Source organism: Clostridia bacterium (genome assembly GCA_017410375.1).
In the GTDB taxonomy this organism is placed as follows: Bacteria; Bacillota; Clostridia; order RGIG6154; family RGIG6154; genus RGIG6154.
Window position 1 is genome coordinate 26,598 of record JAFQQW010000002.1, and the last position, 16,938, is coordinate 43,535.

Consider the following 16,938-nt stretch of genomic DNA (forward strand, 5'->3'; position numbering starts at 1 on the left):
ATGATATTCGCTTGCGGACTGCCGTGGGTAATGGGCGAAATCTGCCAGCTACCTAAGTTGGACTCGTCAAAATCCTTTGCAGAAACGACAATATATTCATATTCGTCGTCTACAAGCGTCTGATCCGCTTCGGGAACATTGGGGTCTGTGATCAACCCTGTAATATTGCTTTCATAAGTACCCTTTACAATGGTTGCCGACTGGTTTTCAACCGATGCATTTTCGGGCGGAATGTAGGACGGGCTGTTGGTCAGCAAAACGCCCTGAATACGACCGTAGTTTGCACCGCTGTCTACCACTTCAACCTGCACATCGCCCTTTTCAAGGTCGATTTCACCGCAGTATTCCCAGGCAAAGCCGTTGACGCCATGCGCGCCCAGAGTACGTTCGGTAAGTTTTCCGTCTACAGCTACTTTATAGGTACGCACGCCGTCACCGTAGTCACGGGTCCATGCCCACAAATAATATTTACCGGCTGTATTGTTTTTGAAAACAGTAATTGCAGGCTTCATATTATCAGGCTTCTGTCCGCCGGGAGAACGGAGTACATCCAATGTCGAACCGTCTCTTCCGGGAGAAAGCCATGTACCTAAATGATCACCAAAAGCGCTTGCACCCAAGAAATATACTTCCTTTTTTTGGGGTTCTTCGCCTTTGGGAAGGTTTTTGTTCACAACGATTTCTTCTTTTTCCACTTCTTCCACTTTGGAAACGATTTCGGGTTTGTTTCTTTCAAGCGCACCGCTCATACCCGAAGCATCGTCCGGAAGCCTAACGGTGGGGTTGGTGGAAAGGGCTACCGCCTCAACACGGGCATAGTTTGCCGAAGAGTCTACCAGCGAAATTTTCACTTCACCTTTCTTAACTTCCACCTTACCTGCTTCCTGCCATTTATATGCATCTACACCGTGGTTACCCACTGTGTTGGGAAGCAAGGTATCGCCTACCTTAATCTGACAGGTACGTACACCGCTTACAACCGGATTACCATTGTTGTCAACACCACCTGCAAAATCACGCACGCGAACCCACACCGTATAGTTTCCGTTTTCCGGAACCTTAATGGTTACGGTTGCATCCTTCGAATTTGCAGGCTTGTTGCCGCCGATGGCACGCAATACATACCCATAAGCACCATGTTCTCTGTTTGCCAAAGACCATGTGCCTTTGTTTGTGAAAGCGTCTGCACCAAGCATGATTGTTGTGTCTGCCGCAAAAGCGGTAACGGTACCGAGCACGGACAGTAACATACAAATTGCAAGAAGCAAACTCAAGCTTTTTCTGAACATGAAATCACACCTTCCTTTTTTTCTACTATAATTATAAACCGAATGTCTCGTCTTGTCAACGGATTTTGATTATTCGATTCTATACTTATTTTACCATATAGATTGCGGTTTCACAATTACTCAAAATATAAAAAACTTATCCCAAACTATATTTTTCTTGCGTATATTGAAAAAATATGCTATACTGATATTAAAGGAGGTGCATATATGTTCCAGTCTGTTCCCGTGGTGCAATCTATTGCACTGTTTTACAGAATTCACCGGCACAAAGGCTTTGTGGCAGAAATTCAGAACCGAAAGAATTCATCCTTGCTGTTTTGCCTGCACGGAAAGCTGAAATTTGTGACCAACAAAAACGAAGAATTCTATGTAGATAAACTGCATCCTATTTATGTGCCTGCCGGTTCAAGCCATCAGCATTTTTGTGTAAAGGACTGTGAGTGTATTCTGTTTGACTTTTATGAACAGACACCCGGTGACAGTATGGCAAACACCGCACCGGTAAACGAAAAAGAATTGCTCTCCATATATGCTGAAATTACCGCTTTGAGTGCGTTGCCCTCCGTTCCGAATCAGGCGAAAATTATATCCTTGTTTTATCAGCTCTTGTCCCTTTGCGCCCAGTCCGCACAAATCGGGCAAAACCGATTGCTTGCTCCTGCCTTACAGTACATTTCTTTAGAGTTCCAGAATGTGGATTTATCCCTTCAGCAGGTGGCAGACGAATGCCACATCAGCAAAATCTATCTGCACAAATTGTTTGTGCAGGAATTCGGCATCACCCCCTTTCGCTACATCACCCATCTTAGGATGGAGCGGGCAAAGGTTTTGTTGCAGGAAAAATATCCGCCAAAGCAGGTGGCAAAGCTTGTGGGCTACGGCGATATGTACGCCTTCAGCCGTGCCTACAAACGTCATTTCGGCGTCCCGCCCAGAAATGATTATATCAAATAAGATGAAAAGCAAGTAACGGAGCGGAAAAAAACAAGCCTGCTATAAGCAGGCTTGTGTTAATTAAGCTCTTGTGTCGCCGATCAATCGCTGGAATAGGGAAGCAGAGCCAAATGTCTTGCTCTTTTGATTGCTTCGGTCAACTGACGCTGATGCTTTGCGCAGGTACCGGTAATTCTTCTGGGAAGAATCTTGGAACGTTCGGAAACGAAACGTCTCAATTTAGCGGTATCTTTATAGTCGATAGACTGAACTTTGTCCACGCAGAACTGGCAAACCTTTTTCTTCGGTTTTCTGGCTCTGGGAGCTCTGTCTTTAAAGTTTTCTCTTTCTGCCATTGCAGTACACCTCCTTAAGTGTTTTGGTTAAAAGGGTAATTCGTCGTCATCGGGAAGCAGTACAAAATCGTCTGCCGCGTTTTGCTGAGGAGCCGCCTGCGGGGCAGTTTGCTGCACGCGGGGTGCGGTCTGCTGAACAGGTGCGCCCGGCGCCATTCCGGCACCCTGTGCGTCGCCCTTACGTTCTGCAAAATGCAGTTCGTCAACAACCACCTCGGTCACATATACGCGTTTCCCGTCTTTGTCATCATACTGTCTTGTCTGAAGATTGCCTGAAAGAGCCAAAAGCTGTCCCTTAGCAAAATACTTTGCTAAAAATTCCGCCTGATTTCTCCAAGCCACGCAGTTAATAAAATCTGTCTGACGCTGTTCGCCCTGGCGCACGAAATTACGTTCTACAGCCAGAGAAAAGCTTACAACAGATGCACCTGTCGGTGTGCTTTTTAATTCAGGGTCACGGGTAAGTCTACCCATCAGAATAACTTTGTTTAACATTCTTCGCTCCTCCGTTTAATCAGTCTTCCTGCTTAATTACCAGGTAACGCAAGATACCGTCGGTAATCTTAAACTGTCTGTTCAGTTCTGCAGGGAATTCCGGATTGGCAGTAAATTCAACCAAAACATAGTACCCCTCGTTTAAATCGTCGATTTCATAAGCAAGTCTTCTTTTGCCCCAAGTATCTACTTTAGCAACTTCACCTGCGGAAGAAATCAAAGATGTAAACTTTTCAACCAAAGCATTGACAGCTTCTTCACCCTTGGTCATATCCACGATGAAGATTGTTTCATACTTGTTTGTTTTTACCATCTTTTTACACCTCCTTCTGGACTTTTGACGCATGCCTTCCCATGCGTAAGGAATCGCTTAACTTCATAAGCTATACTATTATATACGAACTTTTCCATTTTGTCAAGTCTTTTTTATATAAAAACGTGCCGGCTAAAACCGACACGCACGTTTTTCCCGATTCCTTGCCGAAACATCCAGCAAAAAGATTGCCAGATAGCTTATACAGAACCACAAAACCGAAAACAACAGGCTGACCTGCCCCATTATGTGAAGCTTTAAGTTGGAATAATCCCACACACCAAGCTTTAACCAGCGGTTAAGCAAAAGTCCCGAAAGGAACTCGGCAACCGTGATAAAGCCTGCACAGCACAAAGCCCGAAGTGCTTTTGTGCATTGCTTAAACCGTTTGTTAATCCAATCGATTCCGACAAAACAGATGCCCCCCAGAACCGTCATGCTCGGATGGGTATAGCCCCGCCACAGAATTTCCAACAGGCTGTAGCCGATTCCTCCTATTATAAATAAAGAAAAGCAACGCTTCATACCAAACACCCCTTTTAAAGATGTATGTAGTTTGCGTTGCTTTTTATTTTTTATTCAGCGCAGAAGAACGCTGTGCCTTCTTCCGGGTTATGGATTGCATAAGAATCCAGTATCGGCTTGAATGAACCGTCATCGTTTCTGCCCGTATTCCACCAGCTTAAGAAATCCTCGGGGAACTGGGTAACATTTGTGCCCGGCATATATAAATAGAAAGTTTTGCAGTTTTCCATACCGTACGGCGCGGAAGGCACATGCAATGTTTCGTTTTCAATCCATTCCTCGGTCTTTTCATTGGTAACCGTCAGGTCTCCAAGGGTCAGTCTGTAGGAATAATCATCAATTTTTTCAATACTTTCAAAATTGCCGATAAAATCACAGAAATAATAGGTACCCTTGTAACCGTCACCGCCCGAGCCCATATCGATGTCCTGATAATGTCCTTGGAACAAGCCATCCTCGGTTACGGTCATTTCGGTGTACCATCCGCCGGCACCGCTGGAAAACCAGAATTCCTTTTGACCTTCAAAAGGCATCACAATCCCGGTTACACTTACCTCGGGTGTTTGTTCTTCTTCGGTCTCGGTCGCTTCCGCTTCCGTCGCTAAATCGGTTTCAGTTTCCTCTTCCGGAACCGAAATCTGTGTTTCCGTCTCGATTTCTGTATCTTTCTCCGCACAAGCTGTAAAAAGGCTTACGCAGAGTAACATACACATGCAAAAAAACAGAATTTTTTTATTCATATAAAACGTCCTTTCATTTGTTTCCGAAATAGCCGAGCTTTGACGTCTCACAAAGCAAAGCATATGTATCCGACATTTCTCCCGGAGCAAAGGCAGCATAAAGCGCACGCATGGATTCGGGAACTTCTTCCTGCGGAGTACCGGGCAGATACAAAACAAATTCCTCCCCGGGCTTTAAAACAGATGGCTCCGCGAAAATGTATTTCTTGCCGTCTTCCACCCAGTGACCTGCCTGCTTATTTGTGTAGAGCAATTCAGAAAGGGTCGCTGCATAGGCGTGCTCGTTCATCTGCCGGACATTCTGAAGTTTCCCCTGAAACTCACTTTTAACAACATAATCCTCACCGTCCAGAACCGCCTTGCTGATATAATCTCCCACAAACGAACCGTCCGGTGAAATAACGAAATTTCCGGCTCTGTCTGTGTCACTTGCCAGCTTAAGCTTCACCTCTGTTTGTAAAGGAAAAACAGCTGTTGTCCCGCTTCCGGTCTGTAAAACCTCATTTTCGGAAGTGTCGGGATTGACAATTTCTTCTTCCGTATTGTCTTTTTCATCCGACTCTGCCGGGGCTTCAGAAGCTCCGCCCACATAAATGACGGTTGGCTTTGCTTCACGCACCGTGCCGGGATGCTCCATGTTCATGTAGATGGATTTAATGGCGATATTCCGACCGTTTCCGTTATCCATGCAAACATCCGCAACACAAATCCCCAACAACAGAAGACATAACAACGACAGCACAATATTCATAATCAAGAGCGTTTTTTTGCTGTTTTTCAAACGCATCCGTCTTCCTCCTACAGTGTTTTTTTAATAAGATGCCCCATAAGTTCAGAAGCCTTGTCCAGATAAACACCTGTGGCTTCGCACATTTTTTCGGTATAAGCTTCCGCACCTTCTTTTTCGTTTGTGCTGTCATAAAGCACAAAGGGTACAGGATCGGAAACGTGCGTTTTTAAATCCAAAGGGGTGGGATGGTCGGGCATCAGAAGTACCCTGTAGTCCTCTCCTCTTGCCTTTAAATCTGCAATAATGGGCGCAATAATTTTTTCGTCAATCAGTTCAATGGAGCGCACCTTGTTTTCCACCTCACGACGGTGACCGCATTCGTCGGGGGCTTCTAAATGCATATACAGCATATCATTTTCTTTCAGAAGTTCAATACCCGCCTGTGCTTTTCCGTCGAAATTGGTATGAATGTTGCCGGTTGCGCCCTCTACATCGGGGCAAACCATTTTAGCAGAAAGCCCGATGCCTTTAATCAGGTCAACCGCAGAAACAACCGCACCTTTTACGCCGTACAAATCCGCAAAGGAATCCAAAACCGCCTTTCTGCCCTCGCCCCAGATCCAGAGAGATACTGCAGGACGCAGACCGCGTGCAATTCTGGCTTTGTTTACGGGGTGGTCTTTTAAGATTTTTTCACTTTTTTCCATGATTTCCTGCAAAACATGGGCATTTTTCCCCTTGGGCAGGTATTCGGTCACTTTCCTATCCGAAATATCATGGGGCGGTGTCAGTTCAAAATCCAACTCACCATTTCTCCAGACCAGAATATGTCTGTATGAAAAACCGGGATACAGTTGTAAGGTATCGGTATTGAGTTCTTTTGCCAGGTCTGCAATCAATGCATGTGCTTCTTCGGTGGTAATTTCGTCTGAGCTGTAATCAATCATGGTCTTATCCGCATAATTCTCCTCGTCCGAAAGGGTGACCAGATTGGCACGGAAGGTAATATCCGCATCATTGAGCGGCACACCCACCGAAACCGCTTCCAAAGGTGAACGGCCTGTGTAATATTTTTCAGGCGCATAGCCCATAACCGAAAGGTTTGCGGTGTCACTGCCCGGCTTCATACCCTCGGGTACAGTTTTTGCCATACCGCAAATGCCTTTTTTTGCAAAATAATCCATATTCGGTTTTTTGGCAACCTCCAGCGGGGTTTTGTTGCCTAATTCCGCGTTGGGGTAATCTGCCATACCGTCTCCCAGAAAAACAATATATTTCATGCTTTATGACTTCCTTTCTCACTCAAAAATAATTCTGCCGATGCGCACCATGGTGGAGCCGTTCTGAATGGCTTCTTCAAAATCTCCGCTCATGCCCATGGACAAAATGCCGTCTTTTAAAACCGAGGCATCAAACGCCTCCCGTAACCGCTTAAAATATGGATTCGGGTCTTCTCCCAAAGGTGCCATGCCCATCAGACCGCAAAGCCTTATATTCGGCAAGCCTTGTACCTCAGCAATAAAGGCATCCAAATCCTCGTAGGAAACCCCGAATCGGTCATCAATACCTGTAGAATTGACCTGTACCAGACAATCGGTCACAATGCCCATCGCCTCGGAATGCTTTTGGATTTCGTTGGCAAGCTTTAAGCTGTCCAGCGAATGAATAAGGGCAACTTTCCCCACAATCTGCTTAACCTTATTGGTCTGCAGATGCCCGAGCAGATGCCACTCGATATCTTCGGGCAGGTTTTTCTGCTTTTTTAAAAGGTCCTGCACCTTGTTTTCGCCGAACGCCCGTTGTCCCAGCCCGTACACCTCCGAAATTTCCTCTTCGGTGTGATATTTGCTGACACAAACCAGTTTTACCTCCCGGTTTACCGCCAGGCTGTCCACTTTATTTTTAATTTCTGTATAACGCATAGTATCACCGATACCATTATATCACTAATTTGTTCAGGATGCAAGAATTTTCAAAAAAGAATTGATTTTTATTTGCGTTTCATGTATAATATTTTTAGATATGGAAAAAAGGAGTCGGCATTCATGTTTGAATTTTTCAAAAACACGTTCCGTTTTGGAACAGATATAGCCATTGATCTTGGCACCTCCACCGTTTTGGTTTATGTAAAGGACAGAGGTATAGTGATTCGTGAGCCATCCGTAGTTGCCATCGACAAAAAGAACGGCAGAATTGTGAAGGTGGGTATCGAAGCACAGGAAATGATTGGCAGAACACCTAAAAACATTGCAGTTATCAAACCTTTGATGGACGGTGTAATTTCGGACTACGAGGCTACTGAGAAAATGCTGAAATATTTCATCAGCAAAGTCAACAATTCCAAGCTTTTCAAGCCACGGATTGTGGTGTGTGTGCCCAGCAGTGTAACCGAGGTTGAACAACGGGCAGTTATTGACGCGACCATGCATGCAGGCGCCAGAAGTGTGCATCTGATTGAAGAGCCAATCGCGGCGGCATTAGGTGCAGGTATTGACATTTCCAAGCCCTACGGTACCATGATTGTAGATATCGGTGGCGGCACCACCGACATTGCGGTGATTTCTATGGGCGGTGTAGTAACCGGGCGCTCCATCAACGTAGCCGGTGACAAATTTGATGAAGCCATCAAAAAATATGTGCGTAAAAAATACAATGTTGCCATTGGCGACCGTACCGCAGAAGAAATCAAAAAGCAAATCGGTGGCGTGTATTTCAGAAGCGAGCCGGTAAGCTGTACTGCCAAGGGCAGAAATTTAAACACAGGTATGCCCCAGACCATTACCCTTACCTCAGAAGAGGCGTTTGAGGCTTTGGAAGAACCTATTTCCGAAATCTGTGAAGCCATCCACCGTGTTATGGAGGATACACCTCCCGAGCTGGTTGGCGACATCACCACCCGCGGTATCACCTTAACCGGTGGCAGTACCGCCCTATATGGTATTGACTTGCTTCTGCAACGTGAAACCGGCATTCAGGTGGAAATCGCACCCGATGCGGCATCTTGTGTTGCCATCGGCACAGGTCAATCCCTTGACCGTATCGGTGATATGAACGTACTGGTAAATAACAAATACCGAAATACAATTTCACTTTAACAAGCGTATCTCATTTTATTCATTTGTTATCGCAAAGGAAACGGACTTGTAAAAAGTCCGTTTCCTTTTTTATTGCATTTTCGTTCAAAATATGATATACTGAATAAAACTACATCTTCGGGAGTTGATTTCATGAAACTGATGTTTGCATCCGACATTCACGGTTCTGCGTACTATGCAGAGCAGGTTGTGAAAATTTTTGAAAAAGAACAGGCAGAAAACTTAATTCTGCTGGGAGATATTCTCTATCACGGCCCGCGGAACGACCTGCCAAAAGAATATGATCCCAAAAAGGTCATTGCCCTTTTGAATCCCTTAAAGGACAAACTGCTTTGTGTCCGCGGAAACTGCGACGGCGAAGTAGACCAGATGGTGCTTGACTTCCCCATCTTAGCCGATTACATCATGCTGTTTTTAGACGGCAAGCGGGTCTATCTTTCCCACGGACATGTTTATAATCCCGAAAAGCCCATGCCCCTGTCAAAGGGTGATATTTTAATCAACGGACACACCCATGTACATAAGGCAGAGGATTGCGAAACCTTTACCTATTTAAACCCCGGCTCGGTATCCATTCCGAAAGAAGGGCAGGTACCCAGCTACATGATTTATGAAAACAAAACCTTTACCATAAAGAATTTGGACGGAAACAATCTTCTTACATATGAGGTGAAAGCATGACAGGTGTATTGGTAAATGTACTGACTGTTCTGGCAGGCAGTATTGTAGGGCTTTTATTTCACAAGGGCATTTCCAAAAAATATTCTGATGCAGCAATGAAAGCCATCGGTCTTTGCACCCTTTACATTGGCTTCAGCGGTGCTTTGGACGGCAACAATGTTTTGGTTGTTATTGCATCCATGGTACTTGGCACCCTTTGCGGAACCATGCTTCGCATAGACGATGGTATCAACAATCTCGGCAAAAAAATCGAAAAGAAATTCAAAAAGAAAAAGGGAAACATTGCAGAAGGCTTTGTGACTGCGTCTCTTTTGTTCTGTGTAGGCTCCATGACCATTATGGGCTCACTCAATGCAGGCATCAGCGGTGACAATACTTTGCTTTACACCAAAGCTTTCTTAGACCTTTTTTCCTCTGCGATGCTCGCCTCCTCTCTGGGCATCGGGGTACTGTTTGCCGCGCTGTTTGTTTTCGTTTTTCAGGGCGGACTTGTGATTCTTGCCGAATACATCGGTCCTTTTTTAACCGACACGGCAATTTGTGAAATGAACTGTGTTGGCTCGCTTTTGATTATCGCACTGGGCTTAAATCTGCTGAATGTTGCCAAAATCAAAGTTGCAGATATGTTGCCTGCCATCTTGTTTGCGGTTATCATCACAAACTTAGTTGCATATTTTTAAAGCAAGGAGGGTATTTATGAAAATATGTGTTTACGGTGCTTCCAGCAATAACATTCATGAAAGTTTTATAAAAAATACAGAAGAGTTAGGCTTTAAACTGGCAAGTCGCGGACATTCTCTGGTGTTCGGTGGCGGCACAAACGGTCTGATGGGCGCTATAGCACGTGGTACGACCCGTGGCGGTGGCGAGGTTATCGGGGTTGCGCCCACCTTTTTCAATGTAGACGGCGTACTGTATGAGGCCTGCACAAAAATGATTCCCACTGAAACCATGCGCGAACGCAAGCAGATTATGGAGGATTTGTCCGATGCATTCATCATGACCCCGGGCGGTATCGGAACCTTTGAAGAGTTTTTTGAAATTTTAACCTTAAAACAGCTTGCACGCCATGCAAAGCCCATTGCCATTTTTAACGTAGACGGCTTTTATGACCCGTTACTTGCCTTTTTACAGCATGCCATTGACGAGGGTTTTATGAACGAAAGAGCAAAGAATATGTTTGACGTTTTTACAGATGCAGACGCGCTTTTGGATTATTTGGAAACCGACAAAAAAGAAGCAATGCTTTACAAAGATTTTAAATAAGGAGCAGGTATGACTACACTCGAAAAAATCAAAAAAAATAAAGACATTACCACCTACATTCTCATGGCGGACGAGTCCATGAAGGCTTTAGGCTATACCGAGCATTCCTTTGCCCATGTGGGAAAGGTTTCAGATACCGCAAAAAACATTTTAGAAACCTTAGGCTATGATGCACACACCATTGAACTGGTACAGATTGCGGCATACATGCACGATATCGGAAATCTGGTCAACCGCCAGGAGCATTCCCAGAGCGGTGCGGTAATGGCGTTCCGTATTTTGTCCGCCTTAGAACTTCCCGCAGAGGATGTGGCAATCATCACCACTGCCATCGGTAACCATGACGAAGGTACGGGTGTTGCAGTAAACGCCGTTGCCGCGGCACTGATTATTGCGGACAAAACTGATGTGCGCCGCTCCCGTGTACGAAACAGCGATGTGGCAAACTTTGATATCCACGACCGTGTAAATTATTCGGTTACCCAATCAGACCTTGAAATTGATACCACGAAAAAATACATCCTGTTAAAGCTTACTGTTGATACAAAATATTCTTCTATTATGGACTACTTTGAAATTTTCTTAGGACGCATGAGCATGTGCCGTAAAGCGGCAGAAAAATTAGGCTTACGCTTCCGCCTTGAAATCAACGGACAACGATTACTTTAAAACAAAAAAGGTCGTAGCATTTGCTACGACCTTTTTATCATCTTAATGTATATCCACCAAAAAATTTTTTCCTGAACCGACGCAGCTGTTCGCTGCAATCATACCCTGCATCATGGGCTTTCTGAAAATAATAAAATGCTAAGTCGAAATTCTTTTTGCAACCGCGTCCTTCGGTATACATAACACCTAAATGAGACGCGGCAACAGGCGCTTTCTCTGTTTTGCCGTCAGCACATTTTTTCAGCAAGCTGTGTGCCAAACTTATTTCCTCTGCATTCACCCCCACTCGAAGATCCGCATATAAAAGGGCAAATCCCAAGGCATGCTCAATATCTGCACAAAGCAAGGCATCCTGATCTACCTGCGATCGTGCCTCTTTCAACAAAGAAATTACCTCTTTACAATCGGTATCATCCGACAGATTGCTTTGTAATGCAAGCACTTGCTCCCACAGTTCCTTCGCCTTTTCCGTTCCGGACTTCAACGCCTTTACACCTCCACTTCACTTTTGTTCTCATACTATCACAAAAATCCTCAAAAGTCAACTCAATTGAGGTAATTTTTTAAACTCAAAAGAGGTAAAATGATTTTGAGGTGATAGTATTGAATATCGGAGAAGCAGTAAAGCTTCGCATTTTAGAGCTTTGTAAAATGCGGAAAATCACAGTCAACAAATTGGCAACCATAAGCGGCGTAACCCAATCCACTTTAAGCAACATAACAGGCGGCAGAAACAACAGCACCACCATCTCCACCATCAAAAAGCTGTGTGACGGCTTAGATATTTCCATTGAGGAGTTTTTCTGTTCCGAGCTGTTCCGCCATTTAGAACAAGAGATAAAATAAAAGAGCCTTTCGGCTCTTTTATTTTATTTATGTACTTTGGTTAAGGGGATTTCAAGCTCTGCGCCGTCTAAGGTAACTAAGGTTGCGGAGAAGCTGAAATCATCTGCATAAGGCAGGGTGAATTCAAAGGGATGCTTTGCATCGGTTACCGTTTCGGTCTTACCGTTTGCGGTGTAAGAAACGCGCATTTCCTTTACCTGTGCAGGTGTGGAGTCAGCATAGATGTAAACGGTTTCCGTACCTTCGCCAAAGCCTAAAACCATAGAGCGGATATTACCTGCGGCGGTAGGCTGGAGATTGGAGCTTTCTGCGCCAAACATTGTGCCGTTTTCAGCAGGTGCAAGCTTTGGTGTAATATTTACGCCGTGAATGGCAAGGGCATATACGCCTTCCTTTGACACATTTACCCTAAAAGTACCGCCTGTGATTTGCTCAACATGCTTAAGCTGTGCATTATTTACCCATACTTCTGCATTGTATGCTTTGTTTTTATCCATACCAAAGGCTTCTAAGTTGATTGCAACATTTGCCGTTACATCCTTTTTGGACTGGTTGGTAAACACAATACATAAGGTATCGTCTGCTCTGTAGGTTGCATAGTTCAGCTGCGGATTGTCAATGCTGAGTGCCTTTGCCGGCATATACGGATATGCGTTTTCGATATGGTAGAACTTACCGGGAAGTGCACCATAAGCATTGGTTTTAACATACGCATAAGAATCCACATAAATACCGTTGGTCTGTACCTGTCCGTTGGTCTTGTCATACACATCGGCATATAAGAAGTCCAAAAGCATGGTGATGTGCGGCCAGATGTGGTTGTAATGGAACGAATTATAGGTTAACTGTTCATAAGTCTTAAAGGGGAAATCCTTTGCCATATACACATCGGTGTAGCCGGTGTTGATGTGATAGCCCGGGAAGTTTTCATATCTGCCCACCACCGCGTGACGTGCTACACTCTTTAAGAATTCGTCATCGGTGTCTGCGCCGATTTTCATGAAATAGGGCGCATGGAACGACATGAAAATACCTCTGTGACCGTGGCTGGTAAATGCCGCTTCTGCATGCAGACCGATTTCAGAAACCTTCCATGCCTCAATATCCTTTTCTTCCGCTTCCATGGGCATGATGCCGCGGTTATACGCATATTTGGGTGCCACATTGTTTTCGTTGATGTGTACCGTTCCGTCCGGCACGCCGGGGGTGTACCATAAGAACATCGCAAACCGTCTTGCACCAACGTGTGCCGCATCTAAGTATTTCTGCTCGCCCGTCATTTCATACAGCTCATAAAGCTCTGTATAGTCGGGACAGAAGAAATGCCACCAGCTGGAGCTTACGCTGTTGTAGTCACCCGAAAGACCCGAAAGTCTGGTTTCGATATATTTATCTGCGCCTTTTTTTGCAATTTCTAAATAGCTCGGGTCGTTGGTTGCCTTGTAATACACCATCGCCTGCTTCCAGTCGGTTTTGGCAGGACTTCCCTTTTCGGTCATTTTATCATAGTATGCCTTAACCGTGTTACCGCTCATCTGATAAAGTGCCGCATATTCATTCATTTTCATAGCAGGCACACCGAGGGCGTTACTGCCCTGGGATGCGGTTTCCACATATTTGTAGGTTAAGTCGTTTCTGGACATCATGTATTCCGAAAGCGGCAACGCACGATTGTCGTAAAGAGCTTTGTCGTCATAAACCAGCGCTAAAGATGCCGGATGTACCGCCGACACGTTTTTGGTGGTACCGGGGGCATCGTTTTCGTAAGAGAACCCTTTGTATTCGGGCATAAACTTGGAATAATAGTCGTTCATGCCGTAGCCAATCATGTTTTCAATGACCTCGTTCATGGAAATGTTGCCGTTGGAACGGAAATCATAAAAACCGTAGTTTTCGGAAATCAGATCGGGCAAAATCGTTGCCACATCGCCTTTATACACCGAAATTTCGGTGAGCAGGGACACGGAATCGCCTGCTTTTTTATTGGAGGAGGTGCTTCCGTAGAACGGCAGATATATCTGGGGCTGAATGTTGCCCTCTTTAGACTTTAATACCGCACCGTAACGGGAATTTTCGTAGGTGGGAATTTTATAGGGCAAATCCTCCTGCGCTACACCATAGAAAAGGGTATAGCCCTTTGTACGAACTGCCGTACCTGCTGCAGGCAGATGGTATTCAGGCGTCATATAGGACTGGAGCGGGAATCTGCGTTCGGTCCAAACCATGGGCTGCCAGATTTCCTCCGCCTCAGCTTCGGTAAAGGACGGGAAGCCATTATAGCCGAAGGTGAAATAACCGTCTTTTTTGAGGGTATACTCAATTTTAAGCTTGGGATGTGCCGTGCCCTGCTCTAACGAAAGGGTAAACTTCGGCACGCCGTATTCGTCCCCTGCAGAAGTAAACACAATCTCGGTATCGGTTGCCGAAACAGAGAAATTGTTGTAGTCTACCACAATACCTGCGCCAAACAAATTTTCGGTTCTGCCCTCTACCTTGCTTTCCATTTTATGGAATTCATGAGCTTCGCCAATCACCGCACCCTCTGTGCCGTAAAGAGTCCAGGAGGGAATGTTATAGGTCACTCTGTCTTCTTCCACATTCTGTTGCTTCAAGTCGGGCGCTTTTGCGTTATAAACTGCTCTTCCGCTCGCCTTAAATGCATAGTTCTGTCCGTCGGTTGTAAGCAAAATATTCCCGTCAGGCGAAACAGATACGACGTATCTTTCATTTTTCAATACATAATTTCCGTTTTCCTGTGCAACCTTTTGGGACATGGAAAGACGCATAATGCGTTCCATAACCGTTACCGCTTCGGCACGGGTCATGTTATCCGATAAACCCAAAGCACCGTTCGAGCCAATCATAAGCTTAGACGAAACCACCGCTTCTGCCGCAGTTTTGTCTGCACCCGAAAGGGCATTTAATTCTTCAAACTTGTTTTCTGTAAGCGGTTCCGGCTTGTAACCCAAAACCTGCATGGTGTTATACAGCACATGGGCTAAGGTTAAACGGGTTGCCGTTTCTTCAGGATTGCCGGCCACAGGCGTATTGCTTAAAAGTCCTGCCGATTCCGCACCCGAAACATACGGGTCGTACCAATTTGCACCGCTTGCGCCCTGCGGAAGCTTTAAGAGATTTAAAAACATGGTTGCAAGCTCGGCGTTGGTTACCTGCGCATCCGGCTCGAAAGCAGTTGCACTTTTACCGTTGATAATGCCTCTTTGTACTAAATTTTCCACCGTAGCTTTCGCCCAGTGTCCCTGAATATCCGGGAAAGTGTTGGCATTAAAAGGGGTGGATTTCTCGGTTGCCCAATCGGGTGCCGGAGGGGCATCCTCGGGAAGCTCTGCGCGCTTTGCTTCGGCTTCCATGGGCTTGGGCAATTCCTGTGTATCGGGAGATAACTGGAACATCACAGACCCGACTCGGGTGTTTACCGTGGTATCCACTTCCCCTTTTACCAACTCCACATATTCATTTCCGCTGCCACCGAATTCAAACACACCGCAATCATGCCAGCCGGACACATACTGTCCTGCATGGGTTACCACCTGCTCAGTCACACCGCTGTCGGTATGGATTTTTACGGTGATGGTTTCGTTGTTGTTGGCATAGAACAAATTAAAAAACAATACCCTTACCTTACCTGCCTGCTTGATGCCGGGACGGTATTCCGCACGGTCACCGGTGGTAGCAGTATAATAGGTAGAATCTTCATTATAATCCTTCAGCGCGCCGGATTTACCCCACACGCCAAAGAGGGTTTTGTTGTCGCCATCTTTAATGGGCGAAATAATAATAGTCTGCTTGTCCTGGCTGACAAACACGTTTGAAGGGCTGCCACTCGCCTGCTGTTGTTGCTGCGCCTGTTCTTCCTTTTCATCCTCTGCAGTATAGCCGATGACCTCTGTGCCTTTTAAAGTGCCCTTTACAGAAACCGATGCACCTTTTTTGGCATAGCCCACCGATTCTACACGGCTGTTATAGCCATAAGAAGCACCGATACGGGTCATGCGGATGTACTGACCCGCCGAGCCGTCTGCTTTAAAAGTACCTAAGTGATACCAGCCCTGGGGATTGTTATTATGGTCAACCGAGTAAATAAACTTTTTACCGCCCACATACACTTCAAGCTTTGCGGCACCGTCATTTTTGCCGTCCGAATGATTCATCAGGTAGTAGTACAAATCCTGCTCTCCGTCTACGCCTGACAAATCCCATTTACCCCATTCATCCTTGATGTTTGTGTATTTCATATAGGTCACCGCACCCTTGAATGCGGGAGATGCCTTCCAGTTTGCGGGGGTCTTTACGGTGAATTTATCCGAATCTACGCTGATGATGCTAAGCTCGCCCTGCTTGATAACCGATTCACCCGACTGACCGCCGTTTGCTTTCGTGTTATCCGCAATGTCGCCTTTGCTGTCTACCGCCGCGCCTTTCGGGGCATAGCCGACTGCGGATGCGCGGGTATAAAAGCCGTAGGTCGGACCTGTACGGCTAAGCTTTATGTACTGGTCTTTTGAACCGCTTAAAGAAAAGGTGCCGATTTTGTACCAGCCGGTTTCCTTTGCGTTGTGATCCACCGTAAAGGAAGTGGTTTTGCCGTCAATGCAAACTTCTAATTTTGCGGTGGCATCATTTAAGCCGTCCGAATGGCTGAACGCATGATAGTATAAGTCCTGCTCTCCTTTTACGCCCGATAAGTCCCACATGCACCATTCATTTTCAATATTGGTAAACTGCAGTTTACCGCCGGGGCCTATAAGGCTTGTAGATTCTTTCCAGTTCGCCGCGGTTTTCACCGAAAATTGCGCAGAGCCTGCGCCAATTACGGTAAATCCGTCCGCCGCAACCGCCTTCACGGGCAGAAGCATAGCAGAAATCAGCGAAAAAGCCAAGAAAATTGCTAAAAATTTCTTCATAAGGGTTGCCCTCCTTTTTAATCTGTGTTATACTGAAAACAGACCATTTGTTACTTTAAGTATAGCATAGAGTCT

General features: G+C 45.6%; 17 protein-coding genes. 7 read left to right on the plus strand and 10 right to left on the minus strand.

Features of this window, described 5'->3' with window-relative positions; translation table 11 throughout:
* Positions 1 to 1,496 precede the first annotated feature (1,496 nt).
* Positions 1,497 to 2,243: a helix-turn-helix transcriptional regulator gene (locus tag IJE10_00400; GenBank protein MBQ2966567.1), complete on the plus strand. Its 747-nt coding sequence runs from the start codon at positions 1,497 to 1,499 to the stop codon at positions 2,241 to 2,243.
* Positions 2,244 to 2,323: 80 nt separating this feature from the next.
* On the opposite strand, the gene IJE10_00405 is transcribed toward IJE10_00400, so the two are convergent.
* From IJE10_00405 to IJE10_00440, 8 genes are all read right to left on the minus strand, one after another.
* Positions 2,324 to 2,578 carry a 30S ribosomal protein S18 gene (locus tag IJE10_00405; protein ID MBQ2966568.1) on the minus strand — a complete coding sequence of 85 codons (255 nt, stop codon included), beginning with the start codon at positions 2,576 to 2,578 and terminating at the stop codon, positions 2,324 to 2,326.
* A gap of 27 nt (positions 2,579 to 2,605) precedes the next feature.
* Positions 2,606 to 3,073 (minus strand): single-stranded DNA-binding protein, encoded by a 468-nt coding sequence (locus tag IJE10_00410; protein ID MBQ2966569.1) that lies wholly within the window; start codon positions 3,071 to 3,073, stop codon positions 2,606 to 2,608.
* Positions 3,074 to 3,092: 19 nt separating this feature from the next.
* Positions 3,093 to 3,386 carry a 30S ribosomal protein S6 gene (locus IJE10_00415; GenBank protein MBQ2966570.1) on the minus strand — a complete coding sequence of 98 codons (294 nt, stop codon included), beginning with the start codon at positions 3,384 to 3,386 and terminating at the stop codon, positions 3,093 to 3,095.
* Positions 3,387 to 3,518: 132 nt separating this feature from the next.
* Entirely contained in the window at positions 3,519 to 3,911 is a 393-nt protein-coding gene (locus IJE10_00420) for a hypothetical protein (protein MBQ2966571.1), read from the minus strand.
* 50 nt (positions 3,912 to 3,961) lie between these two features.
* Positions 3,962 to 4,651, minus strand: a complete 690-nt coding sequence (locus tag IJE10_00425; protein ID MBQ2966572.1) for a hypothetical protein — start codon at positions 4,649 to 4,651, stop codon at positions 3,962 to 3,964.
* A 13-nt stretch (positions 4,652 to 4,664) separates the two neighbouring features.
* Positions 4,665 to 5,438 carry a hypothetical protein gene (locus IJE10_00430; GenBank protein ID MBQ2966573.1) on the minus strand — a complete coding sequence of 258 codons (774 nt, stop codon included), beginning with the start codon at positions 5,436 to 5,438 and terminating at the stop codon, positions 4,665 to 4,667.
* An 11-nt stretch (positions 5,439 to 5,449) separates the two neighbouring features.
* Positions 5,450 to 6,661 carry a cofactor-independent phosphoglycerate mutase gene (locus IJE10_00435; protein MBQ2966574.1) on the minus strand — a complete coding sequence of 404 codons (1,212 nt, stop codon included), beginning with the start codon at positions 6,659 to 6,661 and terminating at the stop codon, positions 5,450 to 5,452.
* Positions 6,662 to 6,679: 18 nt separating this feature from the next.
* Positions 6,680 to 7,303, minus strand: a complete 624-nt coding sequence (locus IJE10_00440; GenBank protein ID MBQ2966575.1) for a YggS family pyridoxal phosphate-dependent enzyme — start codon at positions 7,301 to 7,303, stop codon at positions 6,680 to 6,682.
* Positions 7,304 to 7,426: 123 nt separating this feature from the next.
* Here IJE10_00440 and IJE10_00445 point away from each other — a divergent pair, with 123 nt between their 5' ends.
* The 5 genes from IJE10_00445 to IJE10_00465 all read left to right on the plus strand — a co-directional run bounded on the left by IJE10_00445 (position 7,427) and on the right by IJE10_00465 (position 11,092).
* A complete protein-coding gene (locus IJE10_00445; GenBank protein MBQ2966576.1) occupies positions 7,427 to 8,476 on the plus strand; it encodes a rod shape-determining protein in 1,050 nt (349 codons plus the stop codon).
* Positions 8,477 to 8,608: 132 nt separating this feature from the next.
* Complete coding sequence (yfcE, locus tag IJE10_00450) at positions 8,609 to 9,157, plus strand: phosphodiesterase (protein ID MBQ2966577.1); 549 nt, start codon at positions 8,609 to 8,611, stop codon at positions 9,155 to 9,157.
* Entirely contained in the window at positions 9,154 to 9,837 is a 684-nt protein-coding gene (locus IJE10_00455) for a DUF554 domain-containing protein (protein MBQ2966578.1), read from the plus strand. The genes yfcE and IJE10_00455 overlap by 4 nt, the downstream gene beginning before the upstream one ends.
* A gap of 16 nt (positions 9,838 to 9,853) precedes the next feature.
* Positions 9,854 to 10,423: a TIGR00730 family Rossman fold protein gene (locus tag IJE10_00460; protein ID MBQ2966579.1), complete on the plus strand. Its 570-nt coding sequence runs from the start codon at positions 9,854 to 9,856 to the stop codon at positions 10,421 to 10,423.
* Between the two features lie 9 nt (positions 10,424 to 10,432).
* A complete protein-coding gene (locus IJE10_00465) occupies positions 10,433 to 11,092 on the plus strand; it encodes an HD domain-containing protein (protein ID MBQ2966580.1) in 660 nt (219 codons plus the stop codon).
* Between the two features lie 37 nt (positions 11,093 to 11,129).
* Here the strand turns inward: IJE10_00465 and IJE10_00470 are convergent, their stop codons facing one another.
* Positions 11,130 to 11,576: an SEL1-like repeat protein gene (locus tag IJE10_00470; GenBank protein ID MBQ2966581.1), complete on the minus strand. Its 447-nt coding sequence runs from the start codon at positions 11,574 to 11,576 to the stop codon at positions 11,130 to 11,132.
* A gap of 119 nt (positions 11,577 to 11,695) precedes the next feature.
* Here IJE10_00470 and IJE10_00475 point away from each other — a divergent pair, with 119 nt between their 5' ends.
* Positions 11,696 to 11,938, plus strand: a complete 243-nt coding sequence (locus IJE10_00475) for a helix-turn-helix transcriptional regulator (GenBank protein MBQ2966582.1) — start codon at positions 11,696 to 11,698, stop codon at positions 11,936 to 11,938.
* Positions 11,939 to 11,961: 23 nt separating this feature from the next.
* On the opposite strand, the gene IJE10_00480 is transcribed toward IJE10_00475, so the two are convergent.
* Complete coding sequence (locus IJE10_00480) at positions 11,962 to 16,863, minus strand: S-layer homology domain-containing protein (GenBank protein ID MBQ2966583.1); 4,902 nt, start codon at positions 16,861 to 16,863, stop codon at positions 11,962 to 11,964.
* Positions 16,864 to 16,938: the final 75 nt, after the last annotated feature.

Coding starts and splice junctions, on each gene's coding strand:
- IJE10_00400 (MBQ2966567.1), top strand. CDS start 1,497: ATGTTCCAGTCTGTTCCCGTGGTGCAATCTATTGCACTGTTTTACAGA.
- IJE10_00405 (MBQ2966568.1), bottom strand. CDS start 2,578: ATGGCAGAAAGAGAAAACTTTAAAGACAGAGCTCCCAGAGCCAGAAAA.
- IJE10_00410 (MBQ2966569.1), bottom strand. CDS start 3,073: ATGTTAAACAAAGTTATTCTGATGGGTAGACTTACCCGTGACCCTGAA.
- IJE10_00415 (MBQ2966570.1), bottom strand. CDS start 3,386: ATGGTAAAAACAAACAAGTATGAAACAATCTTCATCGTGGATATGACC.
- IJE10_00420 (MBQ2966571.1), bottom strand. CDS start 3,911: ATGAAGCGTTGCTTTTCTTTATTTATAATAGGAGGAATCGGCTACAGC.
- IJE10_00425 (MBQ2966572.1), bottom strand. CDS start 4,651: ATGAATAAAAAAATTCTGTTTTTTTGCATGTGTATGTTACTCTGCGTA.
- IJE10_00430 (MBQ2966573.1), bottom strand. CDS start 5,438: ATGCGTTTGAAAAACAGCAAAAAAACGCTCTTGATTATGAATATTGTG.
- IJE10_00435 (MBQ2966574.1), bottom strand. CDS start 6,661: ATGAAATATATTGTTTTTCTGGGAGACGGTATGGCAGATTACCCCAAC.
- IJE10_00440 (MBQ2966575.1), bottom strand. CDS start 7,303: ATGCGTTATACAGAAATTAAAAATAAAGTGGACAGCCTGGCGGTAAAC.
- IJE10_00445 (MBQ2966576.1), top strand. CDS start 7,427: ATGTTTGAATTTTTCAAAAACACGTTCCGTTTTGGAACAGATATAGCC.
- yfcE (MBQ2966577.1), top strand. CDS start 8,609: ATGAAACTGATGTTTGCATCCGACATTCACGGTTCTGCGTACTATGCA.
- IJE10_00455 (MBQ2966578.1), top strand. CDS start 9,154: ATGACAGGTGTATTGGTAAATGTACTGACTGTTCTGGCAGGCAGTATT.
- IJE10_00460 (MBQ2966579.1), top strand. CDS start 9,854: ATGAAAATATGTGTTTACGGTGCTTCCAGCAATAACATTCATGAAAGT.
- IJE10_00465 (MBQ2966580.1), top strand. CDS start 10,433: ATGACTACACTCGAAAAAATCAAAAAAAATAAAGACATTACCACCTAC.
- IJE10_00480 (MBQ2966583.1), bottom strand. CDS start 16,863: ATGAAGAAATTTTTAGCAATTTTCTTGGCTTTTTCGCTGATTTCTGCT.